This is a genomic window from Pseudomonas sp. PDM14 (genome assembly GCF_014851905.1).
GTDB lineage: Bacteria > Pseudomonadota > Gammaproteobacteria > Pseudomonadales > Pseudomonadaceae > Aquipseudomonas.
On record NZ_JACVAQ010000001.1, the window covers coordinates 2,422,785 to 2,437,084 of the forward strand.

Annotated in this window: 14 protein-coding genes and 1 tRNA gene; 1 reads left to right on the forward strand and 14 read right to left on the reverse strand. The window is 62.9% G+C overall.

Annotated elements, in window-relative coordinates; translation table 11 throughout:
- Nucleotides 1-2: 2 nt before the first annotated feature.
- The 10 genes from rfbD to phnD form a co-directional block, all read right to left on the reverse strand.
- Nucleotides 3-872 carry a dTDP-4-dehydrorhamnose reductase gene (gene rfbD, locus IB229_RS11420; RefSeq protein WP_192328602.1) on the reverse strand — a complete coding sequence of 290 codons (870 nt, stop codon included), beginning with the start codon at nucleotides 870-872 and terminating at the stop codon, nucleotides 3-5.
- Nucleotides 869-1,414: a dTDP-4-dehydrorhamnose 3,5-epimerase gene (rfbC, locus tag IB229_RS11425; protein WP_192328605.1), complete on the reverse strand. Its 546-nt coding sequence runs from the start codon at nucleotides 1,412-1,414 to the stop codon at nucleotides 869-871. The genes rfbD and rfbC overlap by 4 nt, the downstream gene beginning before the upstream one ends.
- A complete protein-coding gene (gene rfbA / locus IB229_RS11430) occupies nucleotides 1,411-2,283 on the reverse strand; it encodes a glucose-1-phosphate thymidylyltransferase RfbA (RefSeq protein WP_192328608.1) in 873 nt (290 codons plus the stop codon). Before rfbA ends, rfbC begins: the two co-directional genes overlap by 4 nt.
- The gene (rfbB, locus tag IB229_RS11435) at nucleotides 2,280-3,344 is read right to left on the reverse strand and encodes a dTDP-glucose 4,6-dehydratase (protein WP_192328610.1); all 1,065 of its coding nucleotides are present in this window, start codon (nucleotides 3,342-3,344) and stop codon (nucleotides 2,280-2,282) included. The genes rfbA and rfbB overlap by 4 nt, the downstream gene beginning before the upstream one ends.
- 156 nt (nucleotides 3,345-3,500) lie before the next feature.
- On the reverse strand, nucleotides 3,501-4,775 hold the full coding sequence (locus IB229_RS11440; RefSeq protein ID WP_192328612.1) for a hypothetical protein: 1,275 nt from the start codon (nucleotides 4,773-4,775) through the stop codon (nucleotides 3,501-3,503).
- Nucleotides 4,776-5,272: 497 nt separating this feature from the next.
- Nucleotides 5,273-6,058 (reverse strand): phosphonoacetaldehyde hydrolase, encoded by a 786-nt coding sequence (phnX, locus tag IB229_RS11445; protein WP_192328614.1) that lies wholly within the window; start codon nucleotides 6,056-6,058, stop codon nucleotides 5,273-5,275.
- Between the two features lie 60 nt (nucleotides 6,059-6,118).
- A complete protein-coding gene (gene psrA, locus IB229_RS11450; protein ID WP_192328617.1) occupies nucleotides 6,119-7,210 on the reverse strand; it encodes an iron-containing alcohol dehydrogenase PsrA in 1,092 nt (363 codons plus the stop codon).
- Nucleotides 7,211-7,343: 133 nt separating this feature from the next.
- Nucleotides 7,344-8,162: a phosphonate ABC transporter, permease protein PhnE gene (gene phnE, locus IB229_RS11455; RefSeq protein ID WP_192328620.1), complete on the reverse strand. Its 819-nt coding sequence runs from the start codon at nucleotides 8,160-8,162 to the stop codon at nucleotides 7,344-7,346.
- A 1-nt stretch (nucleotide 8,163) separates the two neighbouring features.
- The gene (gene phnC, locus IB229_RS11460) at nucleotides 8,164-8,961 is read right to left on the reverse strand and encodes a phosphonate ABC transporter ATP-binding protein (protein ID WP_192328623.1); all 798 of its coding nucleotides are present in this window, start codon (nucleotides 8,959-8,961) and stop codon (nucleotides 8,164-8,166) included.
- A complete protein-coding gene (phnD, locus tag IB229_RS11465) occupies nucleotides 8,958-9,824 on the reverse strand; it encodes a phosphonate ABC transporter substrate-binding protein (RefSeq protein ID WP_192328626.1) in 867 nt (288 codons plus the stop codon). Before phnD ends, phnC begins: the two co-directional genes overlap by 4 nt.
- Nucleotides 9,825-9,936: 112 nt before the next feature.
- On the opposite strand from phnD, the gene IB229_RS11470 reads away from it, so the two are divergent.
- Complete coding sequence (locus IB229_RS11470; protein WP_192328629.1) at nucleotides 9,937-10,809, forward strand: LysR substrate-binding domain-containing protein; 873 nt, start codon at nucleotides 9,937-9,939, stop codon at nucleotides 10,807-10,809.
- A 369-nt stretch (nucleotides 10,810-11,178) separates the two neighbouring features.
- Here IB229_RS11470 and IB229_RS11475 read toward each other — a convergent pair.
- The 4 genes from IB229_RS11475 to IB229_RS11490 form a co-directional block, all read right to left on the reverse strand.
- Nucleotides 11,179-11,254, reverse strand: a tRNA-Thr gene (locus IB229_RS11475).
- Nucleotides 11,255-11,543: 289 nt separating this feature from the next.
- A complete protein-coding gene (locus IB229_RS11480) occupies nucleotides 11,544-12,773 on the reverse strand; it encodes a methyltransferase (protein WP_192328632.1) in 1,230 nt (409 codons plus the stop codon).
- A 33-nt stretch (nucleotides 12,774-12,806) separates the two neighbouring features.
- Complete coding sequence (locus IB229_RS11485) at nucleotides 12,807-13,562, reverse strand: ABC transporter permease (RefSeq protein WP_192328635.1); 756 nt, start codon at nucleotides 13,560-13,562, stop codon at nucleotides 12,807-12,809.
- Nucleotides 13,559-14,254, reverse strand: a complete 696-nt coding sequence (locus IB229_RS11490; RefSeq protein WP_192328638.1) for an ABC transporter permease — start codon at nucleotides 14,252-14,254, stop codon at nucleotides 13,559-13,561. The genes IB229_RS11485 and IB229_RS11490 overlap by 4 nt, the downstream gene beginning before the upstream one ends.
- Nucleotides 14,255-14,300: the final 46 nt, after the last annotated feature.

Below are 14,300 nucleotides of genomic sequence, written 5' to 3' on the forward strand. Positions count from 1 at the left end.
CCTCAGCGAGGGTTGACCAGGCACTCCAGCAGGGCGTCGTGCCAGTGCGGCAGGGTTACGTGCCACTGGCTCTGCAGGCGTGAACAGTCCAGGCGTGAATTCAGTGGACGCTGCGCAGCTGTCGGGTAGGCGCTGGACGGGATCGGCTCCAGGCGCGCACAGGTTTTGCCCGTGACGCGCAGCTGTTCGGCGATGGCAGTGGCGAAGCCGAACCACGAGGTCTCGCCCAGCCCGGTCAGGTGATAGGTGCCCCACGGGCCGGCCTGGTCGGTGCGCCAGCGCTGGATCAGTTCGCGGGTGGCCTGGGCGATGCTGCCGGCCCAGGTCGGCGCGCCGATCTGATCCGCTACCACGCGCAGTTCCTCGCGCTCCTGCAGCAGGCGTTGCATGGTCAGCAGGAAGTTGCGCCCATGCAGGGAATACACCCAGCTGGTGCGCAGGATCAGGTGCTTGCCGCCCACGGCGCGAATCGCCTGCTCGCCGGCCAGCTTGCTGCGACCGTAGACCCCGAGTGGGCCGGTGGCATCGTCTTCGTTGTAGGGCGCATCCTTGCTGCCGTCGAATACGTAGTCGGTGGAGTAGTGAATCAGCGGCACGTCGAGGCTAGCGGCCTCCTCGGCGAGCAGCGCCGGCGCGATGGCGTTGATGGCGAAAGCCCGCGCTGCTTCGCTTTCGGCCTGGTCCACGGCGGTGTGTGCGGCGGCATTGATGATCAGGTCCGGGCGCAGGGCGCGGATTTCCCGGCGCAGCGCGTCGGCATCGGCCAGGTCGAGCTGCTCCTGGCCGCGCACCAGCAGTTCGGCGCTGCCCGCCAGCGCGTGTTGCAGCTCACGGGAAACCTGACCGTTACGCCCGGTGATGAGGACTCTCATGGAAACAGCTCGGCCTCACGCAGGCTCGAGCCGGCCTGGTCCTTGGCCGACAACCAGGGCGCTTCGTTCAGCTGCCAGTCGATGGCCAGCTCCGGATCATCCCAGCGGATGCAGCGCTCGTGGGCCGGGGCGTAGTAGTCGGTGGTCTTGTAGAGAAACTCGGCGTACTCGCTGAGCACCACGAAACCGTGGGCGAAGCCTTCCGGAATCCAGACCTGGAGCCTGTTGGCGGCTGAAAGATGAACGCCGGTCCACTGACCGAAAGTGGGAGAGCTGCGGCGGATGTCCACGGCGATGTCCAGCACTTCACCTGCAGTGACGCGGACCAGCTTTCCCTGGGGTTGCTCGATCTGGTAGTGCAGGCCACGCAACACGCCGCGCTGCGAGCGCGAGTGGTTGTCCTGAACGAATTCGCGCTGTACGCCAGTCGCGTCGGCGAACGCGCGGGCATTGAAACTCTCGTAGAAAAAACCGCGCTCGTCGCCGAAAACACGGGGCTCGAGCAGCAGGATGCCTGGCAGGGCGGCCGGGGTGACGATCATTCCCGCTCTCCTGCCAGTTGGTAAAGGTACTGACCGTAGCCGGTCTTGCCGAATGCCTTGGCTTGCATGAGCAGGCGCTCACGCTCGATCCAGCCTTGCTGGAAGGCGATCTCCTCGAGGCAGGCCACCTTCAGGCCCTGGCGTTGCTCGATGGTCTGCACGTATTGCGAGGCATCGAGCAGGCTGTCATGGGTGCCGGTGTCGAGCCAGGCGAAGCCGCGGCCGAAACGCTCGACGCGCAGGTCGCCACGAGCGAGGTAGGCGTTGTTGACGTCGGTGATCTCCAGCTCGCCGCGTGAAGAAGGCTTCACCGCCTTGGCGATCTCGATCACGTCGTTGTCGTAGAAGTACAGGCCGGTGACGGCGTAGCTCGACTTGGGCTTCTCCGGCTTCTCCTCGATGGACACGGCATTGCCCTGCGGGTCGAACTCGATCACGCCAAATCGCTGCGGGTCCTTGACCCAGTAGCCGAATACGGTGGCACCACTGGGCTGGTCTGCGGCGCGCAGGAGCTTTTCGGTGAAATGCTGACCGTGGAAAACGTTGTCGCCGAGGATCAGGCAGACCGAGTCAGCGCCGATGAACTGCTCGCCGATCAGGAACGCCTGGGCCAGACCGTCGGGGTTCGGCTGTGCGGCATAGCTGAACTGCACGCCGAACTGGCTGCCGTCGCCGAGCATCTTCTCGAACTGCGGCAGGTCGTGGGGCGTGGAGATGATCAGGATCTCGCGGATGCCGGCGAGCATCAGTACCGAGATCGGGTAGTAGATCATCGGCTTGTCGTAGATCGGCAGCAGCTGCTTGGAAACTCCCAGGGTGATGGGGTGCAGGCGCGTGCCGGATCCGCCGGCGAGGATGATCCCTTTCATTGTGCCGCTCCCAGTCGTTCGCGTTGATAGCTGCCGTCCTGGACGTGACGGCACCAGTCGAGGTTGTTCAGGTACCACTGCACGGTCTTGCGCAGGCCGCTGGCGAAGGTCTCCTGCGGGACCCAGCCGAGCTCGTGCTCGATCTTGCGCGCATCGATGGCATAGCGCTGGTCGTGGCCGGGGCGGTCCGTAACGAAGGTGATCAGGTCTTCATAGCGCGCGAGCCCTGCGGGCTTGTTCGGTGCCAGCTCTTCGAGCAGGGTGCAGATGGCGCGCACCACGTCGATGTTCTGCTGCTCGTTGTGCCCGCCGATGTTGTAGGTCTCGCCGACGACACCTTCCGTCACTACCTTGAGCAGAGCGCGGGCGTGGTCCTCGACGAATAGCCAGTCGCGGATCTGCGAGCCGTTGCCATACACCGGCAGCGCCTTGCCTTCCAGCGCGTTGAGGATCACCAGCGGGATCAGCTTCTCCGGGAAGTGGAACGGCCCGTAGTTGTTCGAACAATTGGTGATCAGCACCGGCAGCCCGTAGGTCCGCTGCCAGGCGCGGACCAGGTGGTCGGACGCAGCCTTGCTGGCGGAGTAGGGCGAGCTGGGCGCGTAGGGCGTGGTTTCGCTGAACAGGTCATCCACGCCATGCAGATCGCCGTAGACCTCGTCGGTGGAGATATGGTGAAAGCGGAACGCCTGTTTGTGCGCGTCCTCCAGCCTCGACCAGTAGGCGCGTACGGATTCGAGCAGGTTGTAGGTGCCGACGATATTGGTCTGGATGAACTCGCCGGGACCTTCGATGGAGCGGTCGACATGCGACTCGGCGGCCAGGTGCATTACCGCGTCGGGGCGAAAATCGGCGAGCACGCGCGAGACGGCGTCACGATCACCGATGTCAGCTTGGAGGAATTGATAGCGAGAGCTGCCGGCAACGGCGTCCAGCGATTCCAGATTGCCGGCGTACGTCAGCTTGTCGAGGTTGAACACCTGGTGTTCGGTGTGTTGCAGCAGGTGGCGAATCAGCGCCGAGCCGATAAAACCTGCACCGCCAGTAATCAGAATTCGCATGCCGTTTGGCCTTGTGACCTCGGATGCATAGAGTGTCGGCAGGCTGCGGCAGAAGCAAGCCGCAATGGTCGCTGCTGTTCCAGAGTGGCACAGCATGGCCGCTCCGGATGGCGCCGGAGCAGGTGCGGCCTGCCGTTCTGGCTGGCGATAGCGTCTCTACTCAGCCTTCAAGGTGGCGCTGCTGAGAGAGGTGGCCGAGGGCAGGCGAATGATGATTGGGTGATCGGTAATGCTTATCTGGACCGATGCCACATTACGCAAAGACTGGATCGGCTGGGTTCCCTGTAGCGGGTCGTACACTTGCACCATGGCCTGCGTTGCTCCGAACCTGACGGTGACCAGGGTTGCGGGGCCGGGAAAGGCATCTGGCTCGGCCCAGACGACGATATCGGTTTCCGTATCGCTCTTTTGCAGGGTGAAACTGTTGCCGGTCGCGGGCAGGCCGGTAAGCGAATAGCTGACCCGCTTCTGCGGTGTAAAGGTGCGGGCAGCTGCTCCGGTGTCCTTGAGTATCTCGTTCATATTGTGAATGGCCGTGGCTGCCGGGGTCGGCGCATTGTCTGCTTTGGAGAAAAGTCCCCAGCCATCGTCCTCGTCCATCAACTGATAAAGGTAGGTCCGGTAAATTTTGTCCGCCGCACTGTTGGCGAAGATGTTCAGCACCCAGGCAGCAGCTTGTGCGCTAGACGTTTTGGGGATCTGGTAACCGGTCTCCGTGTAAACAGCGGGGCCGGCGCCGGCGGGTGTGTTGCCCAATGCGGTAGGACGTCTCACCCAGCGCTGTGGTGGTTTGCCTTCGTAGGGGTAGGGATGCTGGTTGTTGTAGTCAGACAGGCCGGATGTAGTTGTCGGGTCGGGCCCTTTCGGAATGCCGCCGGCGTTGTACCCGGTGAAATAGAACACCTTGACCTTCTTCAGCAGTGGTGAGGCTTTTGTCTGCGAAAACAGCGAGGCTTGGAAGTCCAATGCCGCCGGAAGGCCTTTCGCACCAGTGGGAGCCCAGGTCAGGGCGAAATTGTTGATTTCATTGGGCCCCTCCACCGCGAGCGTTGAGCCCGGCGCGGCTGCCTCGACTTTGCTGACATTGGCCAGGAAGGTGGCGATGGTCTCGGGCGAGCGCGTGCCGCCGACGGCGCTGATGTAGTTCCATTTCAGGCCCGCCTGGGCCAACTCGGTGTAATAGTTGTACGGCGGATTGGCCCAGAAGGGGTTCAGGCTGTCGCGCACATTGACGATGCCCAGATAGGCCATGTCGGCCTTGATCATGTCCATCTTCTTGTAGTTCGAGCTGCCCTGGCTGATGTGCAGGTTCACCCCCTGCATGGCGATGAAGTCCGCTGCGCGCATTGGCGTGGCCGCCTGTACAGGCATACCGAGCGCCATGGTGCCGAGCATGAAACCAAGGATGCTGAGGTGTATACGCGTATTCATGACGGCCCCCTTCGTTGAACTGAAATGACGGTCCAGACTGAGGCTAGTTCGTGTCTTTGAGGACTGTCGTAAAGCGGGTAATTATCTGCCGAGCGGTCTATCTCAATGGTTTTAGGGGCGCTGTTAAGTGGTTTGAGTTGTAAGGCGAGGGTCATCTACTTCGCTTCGGAATACCGACCATGCGCTGGATCAACAATGAAGCACTGCCCAGTCCAGGACAGTTTGTGTTGCGGGTCGGTGGCCCGCCAAGCCGTAGACGCAGCCTTCGCTCGATCGCGCGATGCGCCGCTTCTAGATGATTACGTGAAGGGTGCTGAGCGGCTCGACATGCGAGTCGCTGACGGATATCCGCATGCGACTGTGCATGATGTACGCCGCACCGCGGCCACGCACATGTCAAAGCATGGTTTGGGTAAGGAAGTGCGTATTTTTCAACAGAATCGGCCGATAGCTGACCTTCGCCAGAGGCTGCTTCCGGCCATATGAGGGTAACGGCTTCAACAACCCTGCGGCATCTCGCCCCGAGCCAGGCGGGTATTGATGTCATCGATTACCGCAGGTAGCTCGGCGATGGTATCGATCAGGTAATGCGGGCGGGAACCCTCGAACATCTGGCCGATGCGCTTGCGCTCCAGCTCAAGTCTATCCGGCGGCAAAGCCTGGTACTGCTCGTAGGTCAGGCCCAGCGCATTGCCGGAGCAGGTCAGCGCCACGGTCCACATACCGGCGCTGCGCCCCTCAAGAATGCCCGGCCAGGTGTCGTCGACTTTCACGCAGGCTGCCACGTCACTTATGCCCAGGTTTATAACATTGGCCAGTGATTGCGCCGGGTATGGGCGGCCGTTCGGTACCTCGTCGGTGGCCACCACCTTGGCCATTACCACTGCGGGGTATCCGGAGCAGGTACCAATCCTCAGTCCCTTGCTGCGCAAGGTAGCAACAGCCTCGAGCGCGCCAGGAATCAGCGCCGAATGCAAAGCGATCTTCTCGATCTGTAGGGGCATGAAGCGCTCATAGATGGCGGTCACATCATCGTCGTTCGGGAGGCGTCCGAACTGCTCACGGTAGCGCTCGGCGATCTCGGAAACATTGCACAGCGTACGAATATGGTCCCATTTGCCCATGCCCATCGGTCCGCGGGCCTCTTCCAGGGAGACCTGCACGCCGAACTCGTCGAAGGCCTCGACGAAGATCTGGGTCGGCGCGAAGGAGCCGAAGTCAACGACAGTGCCCGCCCAGTCCAGGATGACGGCCTGCAGGTGTGTGGGTTGCTGGTAGTTCATGTAGCTATCTCCAATGACGCGGCCGGCCCGGTCAATGGCGCCGACCGAGGGTTCGACTGTTCAGGCGGCACGTGATCCGATGAAGTTCTTGCCGCGGGCACCGTGCATGGCGTCACGGATCATCTGTTCAGCTTCGGCTTCACTCAGGCCGTAGTCGCTGAACTCGGTCTTCACATCGAGGCTGTGGAGGAAGGTGCGCAAAAACGTCTGGGCTTGCCCCAGGTCGGGGCCGAAGACGCGCTGTAAGGCGTGGTCACGCGAACTATCGCGCCCCCAGGCCAGGCCCAGCACATAGGGCAAGGTGAAGGAACAGGCGATGCCATGCGCAAGACCGTGACGCAGGGTCATCTCGTAGGAGATGGAATGCGCCAGCGCGGTTTTGGTGTTGGAAAAGGCCATCCCCGCCTTCAGGGCGGCCAGCGCCATGCGCGCACGTAGATCTTGGCTCGCCAGGTCACGCCGCAGTCGGGGTAGGCATTCGAGGATGTCCTCGATGGCAGAGATGGCAAAGGTGTCGGAAATGGGGTTGGCGTTGACGTTCCAGATCGACTCCAGCGCGTGGGACAGCGCGTCCAGTCCCGTGGAAACGGTGACACCGGCCGGCACCGTGAGCATCAGCTCCGGGTCGATGATCGCCGCCTTCGGCCAGGTACAGTCCAGGTGCAGCGAGTACTTCTTCTGCTGCGCCGCATCCCAGATGGTCGCCCAGGGGGTTACTTCACTGCCGGTGCCGGCAGTAGTGGGCACGGCAATCAACGCCTTGCAGCGCGCCGGGACGAACGGCTTGCCGCTGGCCAGCAGTGCCAACAGATCATCGAACCAGCCCGACTCGGTGCCGACGATCAGCGCCTTGGCGGTATCGATGGCGCTGCCGCCGCCCACCGCCAGCACGGTTTCGCAACCCGCAGCCTCGCGCCAGAAGCGCTCGTAGGTGGCTCGCAGATGGCCGACGTCGGGGTTGGGCTGTACATCTTCGACGATATGCACCAAGCGCTTGCCGAGTAACGCCTTGATCTTCTCCAGCAGGCCAAGGCCGCGGGCCTCGGGGAAAATAACCAGGGCGACGGTCTGCCCTTCGGTCAGGGCAACGATCTGGCTCAGGCTGCCGGCGCCGAAGTGGGTAGCCACGGGGTTGTGATACAAGGCAGGCATGACACTTCCTTTCATATTGTTCGGGTATCCGCCCACGGCCTAGCCGCGCCGATGTATACGGGCATGCGGCAGGCTCGAGCAGATGAATCGAGTGCGCCCGGATCCGGGCAGGTAGTGATTGGGGTAGGCCGATCTAGTGTCGGCCACCCTGTTGAATGGCGTTGCGCGGACGGCTGGAGAGCATATCGGCGGCGATCACCATGAGGGTGATGACGATGATGCAGGTGGCGGTTTCCGGGTACTTGAACAGCTTGAGACTGCTGACCAACTCGAAGCCCAAGCCGCCGGCGCCGACCATGCCCAGTACCGTAGCCGAGCGCAGGTTGACCTCGAAGCGATAGAGGATCACTGCGATCCAGGCGGTGATCACCTGAGGTATCACGCCGAACACGATGACCTGCAGCGGCCGGGCGCCGGTGGCACGCAGCGCTTCAAGCGGCCCTTGATCGATCTCCTCGATACTCTCGGCGAAGAACTTGCCGAGCATGCCGACCCCATGCACGGCCAGCGCTAGCACGCCGGGAAACGGCCCGAGACCGACGGCGGAAACGAAGATCAGCGCGAGGATTAGTTCGTTGATGCTGCGGATCACGTTCAGTGTCTGTCGGGTGCCCTGGTAGAGCCAGCGATTGCTATGCAGGTTACGTGCGGCGAGAAACGCCAGCGGCACGGCGAAAACAATACCCAGCAAGGTGCCCCAGATGGCGATCTGGATGGTCTCCAGCGCCGGAGCAACCAGCTTGGGCAGAATATCCAGGCTCGGCGGCATGGAGCGCGACAGGAAATCGCCGATTTGCGGTAGACCCGCCGCCAGCTCTCCCCAGCTCAGCTGCGCGCCGCCGGCGCTCCAGTGCAGCAGGGCGACCAGCGCCAGAATCAGTGCGGAGCTGGCTGCCCAGCCGCGCAGGTTGTCCGGCGTCTTCACCATCCAGCGATAGTCGTGCGTACGCATGTCAGCCTCCCAGACCGTTGGCGTAATGAAATTGCAGCGTGTGGCCGTGCGGCAGGTCCGAGGTCTGCTCCTCGGCATTGGGATAGATGCGTTGCAACGTGGTTTCGTCGAGGCCGCCTGCATCGCCGTCGTAGACCAGACGGCCATGAGCCAGACCGACGATGCGGTCGCCAAACTCGCGGGCGAATTCGACCTGGTGCAGGTTGCACACCACGGTGATGCCCAGCTCACGACTGGCGTCGCGCAGGTACTGCATGACCAGGCGCGCGGTCTTTGGGTCGAGACTGGCCACCGGCTCATCGGCGAGGATCACCTTGGGCTGCTGAGCCAGCGCGCGGGCGATACCCACCCGCTGCATCTGCCCGCCGGACAGCGCGTCGGTCCGCGAGTCCGCCTTGTGCGCCAACTCCACGCGGCGCAAGCACTGCTGCGCCAGCTCGACATCCGCACGACTGAACAGCTGCAGCACCGAAGCCAGGGTCGAGACTGATCCCAAGCGCCCGGTGAGCACGTTCTTCAGCACCGACAGGCGTGGCACCACGTTGTGGTGCTGAAAAATCATCGCTACCTGGCGGCGCAGGGCGCGCTCGTCACGCGCCTGCATCGCATCAATGCCGGCGATTTCCAGCTCACCACCATCGGCCTGAGCCAGGCGGTTCATGCAACGCAGCAGAGTGGACTTGCCGGCGCCGGACTGGCCGAGCACCACGACGAACTCGCCGGCACCGATCTGCAGATCGATACCGCGCAGGACCGGGTTTTCGCCGTAGTGCTTGGTGAGCTGGCTGACGCGAATCATTTCATCTTGCTCAGATCGAGATCGAGCACCTTGGCGGTACCACGCACCACGTCATAGGCAGCATCACTGGTGGGCTGGAAGCCGTTGAGCATGCCCTGGTCACCCCATGGCACGTCTTTTACGTTGGCCAGAGCGGCAGCCAGCTTCTGCTTCAGAGCCGGGTCCAGATCCTTGCGCCAGACCATCGGCGATTCGGGGATGTCGTCGGAGCTCCAGACAATCTTCAGGTCTTCCTGCTTGACCTGGCCCGAGGTGACAGCCGAGTTGAGGATGCGGTCGGCCACGGCCGCGGCGTCCACCTTGCCGTTGGCCACCGCGAGAATGCTGGCGTCGTGCGAGCCGGAGAAGATCACGCGGGAGAACAGCTTGTCCGGCTGGTAGCCGGCCTGCTCGATGCCCGCCTTGGGGAACAGATGACCGGAAGTGGAGCTCGGGTCGACGAAGGCGAAGGTATGCCCCTTGAGATCGGCCAGCGAATTGATGCTGCTCTCGGCACGCGCCACGATGAGGCTGCGGTAGGCGCTCTTGCCGGTCTTCTTGGTGACGGCAACGGCGAAAGCCTCGGCATCGGCCACCTGGCTGGCGAGCACGTAGGAGAATGGGCCGAGGTAGGCGACATCGAGTTTTTTCGAACGCAGCGCCTCGATCACGCCGTTGTAGTCGGTCGCCACGAAAGGTTTGACCGGCATGCCTAGCTGAGCCTGCAGTTGGTCGAGGACCTGCTGGCTGCTTTCGATCATCGACTGCGAGTCTTCGGATGGAATCAGGCCGATGCTGAGAGCGGTTTCGGCCTGCACCTGAGCACTGGCGAACAGAGGCAGAGAAACACTGGCGACACACAACAGCTTGCGAAGAGTTTTCATGGCATTCCCGGCGTTGGTGGTTGGAATGCCGCTTAAGCTAGGCCTGTAATGTGAAGGTCACGCTATCGATTCAATATGCGTTTTCACGGAAAAGTATTGAAAGGATCTATAGGTGGCAAACAGCAAACTACGCGCTTTCCTTGCCGTTGCCCGACACGGCAGCTTCAGCGCCGGCGCACGCTCGCTGGGCCTCACCCAGCCAACCATCACCACGCAGATCCAGGCGCTGGAGCGTCAGCACAACCTCGAGTTGTTCCACCGTCGCGGGCGTCGCGCCGAGCTGTCGAGCGTTGGTCGCCAGTTGCTACCCATCGCCCAGCAGTTGCTGATGCTGGAGAGTGAGGCCGATGGTCTGCTGCGCGATTGCGGCACGCTGGTACGCGGCCAGTTGCGCCTGGGTGCGGTCGGTCCGTTCCATGTCATCGAAATGGTCGACGCCTTCCGCCGCGACTACCCGCAGATCGAGCTGTCAATCCGCGTCGGCAACTCTGCCTCGGTGTTGGCCGACCTCGACAACTACGTGATCGACGTGGGCGTACTGGCCGGCCTGCATGATGACCCGACCTACCACACCACCCTCTATGCCCGGCACCCAGTGATTGTCTTCGCCCGCCACGACCACCCGCTGGCCAAACGTGACAGCATCCCGATTCAGGCCCTGCAAGGACAGCCCATGTTGCATCGAGAGCGCGGCTCGACTACGCGTCTAGCCTTCGAGAAGGCCATCGCCGAGCACGATGTCACGCCGCGTATGGTGATGGAGATTGGCAGCCGCGAGGCCCTGCGCGAAGCGGTCGCACGGGGCATCGGGCTAGGGGTGGTATCAGAGGCTGAGTTCATCCCCGGCGATGAGTTGCGTGCTATTCGTATCGAAGGTGATCCGGTGCATACCGAGACGTACCTGTACTGCCTGGCTGAGCGTCGCGTCAGCCAACTGGTCGACACCTTCCTCTCCTGCGCCGATCAAGCCCGGCGACAACGTTGAGAGAGGGAAAGGAGCCCGATGCTATGACGGGCATATGGCTGCCTGTCACCAGCTACTGCTTGGCCGATTCTGTTGAAAAGGTGTGCGACAGAGCCGCGCTCATAGCCTGAAAAACGTCCAGATCAAGCGTTGCTACGCGAAATCGCATCGCAACGATCTAGATTTCAGCCTCAGGCGCGCAATTTTCAGCGAAGGAAATCGTCGAGGGAGTTGTTCAACAGAATCGGCCAGAAGCGGACGTGCTCGATTTGGAGGTTCGCAGGTGCCCACGAAACCTGGGGCAGACCACAAATACCTACCCTAATCCTACCCCGGGCCAAATTTTGGCCACAAAAAAGGCCTACGTTTTCACGTAAGCCTTAATTTGTATGGTGCCGGCACCAGGAATCGAACCCGGGACCTACTGATTACAAGTCAGTTGCTCTACCAGCTGAGCTATACCGGCAAGGGCCGCCATTATAGCCATTGGGAGGCCCGAGTAAACCCGTCTGCGGGTAGAAAAAACGAGGCTCCGGTATCAGCAGCTATTTGCTTATGCACAATAAGGAGGCGCCGACTGGTGGGGGTGAGTCGCTTTTGTGCGGTAGCTCGCGGTTATCGCTAAATAGCTGTTTCTGCTGAATATTTTCATCTGATCAAAAAATATCCAACCTTTTCGCAGCCAGATACTGCCGTCGTTGCAGCGAGTTCTGCAGAAACTGCTCACAGACTTATCCACAGAAGCTGTGGGCAACTCAGCGTTCGGCCAGCAGCATCAGGTTGCGTGGCGTGAGGCTGTGCGGGCAGAAGGTGCCGAGCTGCACGGCGTAGCCCTGCTCCTGCAGGTACAGGGCGCGGTCGAGGGCGAGCCAGATCTCCAGTGGCCGGCGAAACAAGTCGCGCAGCAGTTCCAGGTTGCGTACTTCGGCCAGGCGTTGCCAGCCTCTGCGTTCAAGAGTCGACCAGTCCACTGCGGTGTCCACGCGGAGGCCCTTCAGCTCGGCCAGATCACGGCAATAGCTGGCGAAATCCTTGTGCAGCCAGCTGACCGGCAGCGAAGGCGTTGGCAGGTAGTTGTCGCTGCCGCGCAGCTCGCGTTGCAGCAGGTCGAAGGCCAGGCGCCGGGCCATCGACTGGTCGCGTTGCAGGCGTTGGCGCTGGCCGGCGGTGACGGTTTCGCTGAGTGGCAGGCGCAGGTCGTCCAGCGACAGGTGCAGGCGTGAGCCCTGCGCGGCGCGGGAGAGCACCTGGTAGTGCGCAGTGGCAATGCGGTTGTAGCAGCAGGGTGCCACGGCCAGCTGCTGGCAGCCATTGGCGCTGGCCAGTTGCAGCAGGCGTACGTGCAGGTCGCCGCAGGCATGCAGGGCGACCGGGGTGTGGTCGGCGCGCAGGTGCGTTGCGGTGTCGCCAGCCATGACGTCCTGCTGCAGATGGCGAGCGCGGATGTGCAGGTGATCGCTCATCTGCTGGCCGCTGCCGACCAGTTCCGGGTTGAACTCCAGGCAGGTCAGTTCCGCGCCGCGATGGGCCAGCAGGCGGCCGAGATGGCCTTTGCCGGCGCACCAGTCGAGCCAGTGGCTCGGCTGCCGGTGAAACTGCAGGCGGCTGGAGAACGCCTCGATCTGCTGCCATTTGCGGCCGGGCACGTCGACCGAGTAGCGCGCAGGCAGCGCTTCGCTGGGGTTGCCGGGTAGTTCGTGGAGCTGACTCAGCGTCTGCGTGCTGGCCGCCAGCTGCGGGAACGGCGCGGGCGCGCCGGCCATCAGGTGTGGCTGGTTATGCGCTGCTTCGGCCTGCTCCAGGCTGCGGCCGCGCAGCCAGTGGGCGAGTTCGGCGTGCTCCTGTTCCCAGTCCAGTCGCAGACTGGTGAACGGCTTGGGCCGCCACAGGTGCTGGTGCGCGAGCAGCAGCGCATCCAGGGCCTGGAAGCGTTCGAGCAGGGCGGAGCCAGTGAGGATCATGGGCGGCAGCCGTGGCGCCAGCATGCGCCCCTCGACAGGTATCGAGGGGCGTAGGGCTTAGCGGCCCTGGCAGGCATCGACGCGCAACCAACGTTCCAGCAGCTTGAAGCCCTGGACCAGCAGGAAGGCGATGAGCAGGTAGAACAGCCCGGCGGCGAAGAAGATTTCCACCGGCAGGTAGGTGCGTGCAATCACTGTGCGGGCCATGCCGGTCAGCTCGAGCAGGGTTACGGTGCTGGCCAGGGCGCTAGCCTTGAGCATCAGGATCACTTCGTTGCTGTAGGCCGGAAGGCCGATGCGCGCGGCGCGCGGCAGGATGATGTAACGCATCGACTGCGCGCGGGACATGCCCAGTGCGCGTGCGGCTTCCACTTCGCCCGGCGGCACGGCCTGGATCGCGCCGCGGATGATTTCGGCAATGTAGGCGGCGGTGTGCAGGGTCATGGTCACCACGGCGCAGACGAACGGGTCGCGCAGGCCCTTGATGCGCAGGCTGAAATCCCAGCTCCAGTCGCCCAGAACGAAGGTGTGGGCCAGCGTGGTGCCGGTCCACATCACACTCTGGCGCACGGACTCGAACTGCGACAGGCCGTAGTAGAGCAGGAACAGCTGCACCAGCAGTGGCGTGCCGCGGAAGAAGAAGATGTAGCCGTACGGCATGGCGCGCACGTACCAGTGGCGCGAGGCACGGGCGATGCCCATCGGCAGCGCGAGGATCAACCCGGCGATGACGGCGATGGTGACCAGTTCGACGGTCAGCCAGGCGCCTTCGAGCAGCTTGGGCAGGTACTTGACGATGACTTCCCAGTTCACGATGCGCTCCTGACAAAGCCACGGCTGGCACGTTTCTCGAGGACGTGCATGCCGATCATCGCGAGGATGGTCAGCCCCAGGTAGATGAAGGCGGCGACCATGAAGAAGGTGAAGGGCTCCTTGCTCGCGGTCACGGCGATCTGCGCGCGGCGCATGATTTCTTCCAGGCCGATGACCGACACCAGCGCGGTGTCCTTCATCAGGATCATGAACAGGTTGCCCAGGCCCGGCAGGGCGATGCGCCACATCTGCGGCAGGATCAGGCGCCAGAGAATGCGCGACTTGGACAGGCCGAGGGCCTGGCCGGCTTCACGGTGGCCCTTGGGGATGGCCAGAATCGCGCCGCGGAACACTTCCGTGGCGTAGGAACCGAAGCACAGGCCGAGGGCGATGGTGCCGGCGGCGAAGGCGTTCAGTTCGAGGTCGGGCTTGCCGAACATCTCGCCGATGCTGCGCATCAGGTTGACGGTGCCGAAATAGATCAGCAGTACCCAGAGCAGTTCGGGTACACCGCGGACGATGGTCGAGTAGCTGCCGCCAAGCCATTGCAGGGGCTTGTACGGCGAAGTCTTGGCCAGCGCACCGAGTAGGCCGAGCACGAGGCCCAGCACCAGGGCGCACAACGCCAGTTGGATGGTCATCAGCGCGCCAGCGAGCAGCGCGGGGCCGAATCCATGGAGATCGAGAGTCATCTGGAGGCTACTGCAAGGGACGACCGCCGCCCGGCTGGGCGGCGGC

Excerpts from the sequence above, each read along its gene's own strand:
- rfbD (WP_192328602.1), bottom strand. The coding sequence starts at position 872 with ATGAGAGTCCTCATCACCGGGCGTAACGGTCAGGTTTCCCGTGAGCTG.
- rfbC (WP_192328605.1), bottom strand. The coding sequence starts at position 1,414 with ATGATCGTCACCCCGGCCGCCCTGCCAGGCATCCTGCTGCTCGAGCCC.
- rfbA (WP_192328608.1), bottom strand. The coding sequence starts at position 2,283 with ATGAAAGGGATCATCCTCGCCGGCGGATCCGGCACGCGCCTGCACCCC.
- rfbB (WP_192328610.1), bottom strand. The coding sequence starts at position 3,344 with ATGCGAATTCTGATTACTGGCGGTGCAGGTTTTATCGGCTCGGCGCTG.
- IB229_RS11440 (WP_192328612.1), bottom strand. The coding sequence starts at position 4,775 with ATGAATACGCGTATACACCTCAGCATCCTTGGTTTCATGCTCGGCACC.
- phnX (WP_192328614.1), bottom strand. The coding sequence starts at position 6,058 with ATGAACTACCAGCAACCCACACACCTGCAGGCCGTCATCCTGGACTGG.
- psrA (WP_192328617.1), bottom strand. The coding sequence starts at position 7,210 with ATGCCTGCCTTGTATCACAACCCCGTGGCTACCCACTTCGGCGCCGGC.
- phnE (WP_192328620.1), bottom strand. The coding sequence starts at position 8,162 with ATGCGTACGCACGACTATCGCTGGATGGTGAAGACGCCGGACAACCTG.
- phnC (WP_192328623.1), bottom strand. The coding sequence starts at position 8,961 with ATGATTCGCGTCAGCCAGCTCACCAAGCACTACGGCGAAAACCCGGTC.
- phnD (WP_192328626.1), bottom strand. The coding sequence starts at position 9,824 with ATGAAAACTCTTCGCAAGCTGTTGTGTGTCGCCAGTGTTTCTCTGCCT.
- IB229_RS11480 (WP_192328632.1), bottom strand. The coding sequence starts at position 12,773 with ATGCTGGCGCCACGGCTGCCGCCCATGATCCTCACTGGCTCCGCCCTG.
- IB229_RS11490 (WP_192328638.1), bottom strand. The coding sequence starts at position 14,254 with ATGACTCTCGATCTCCATGGATTCGGCCCCGCGCTGCTCGCTGGCGCG.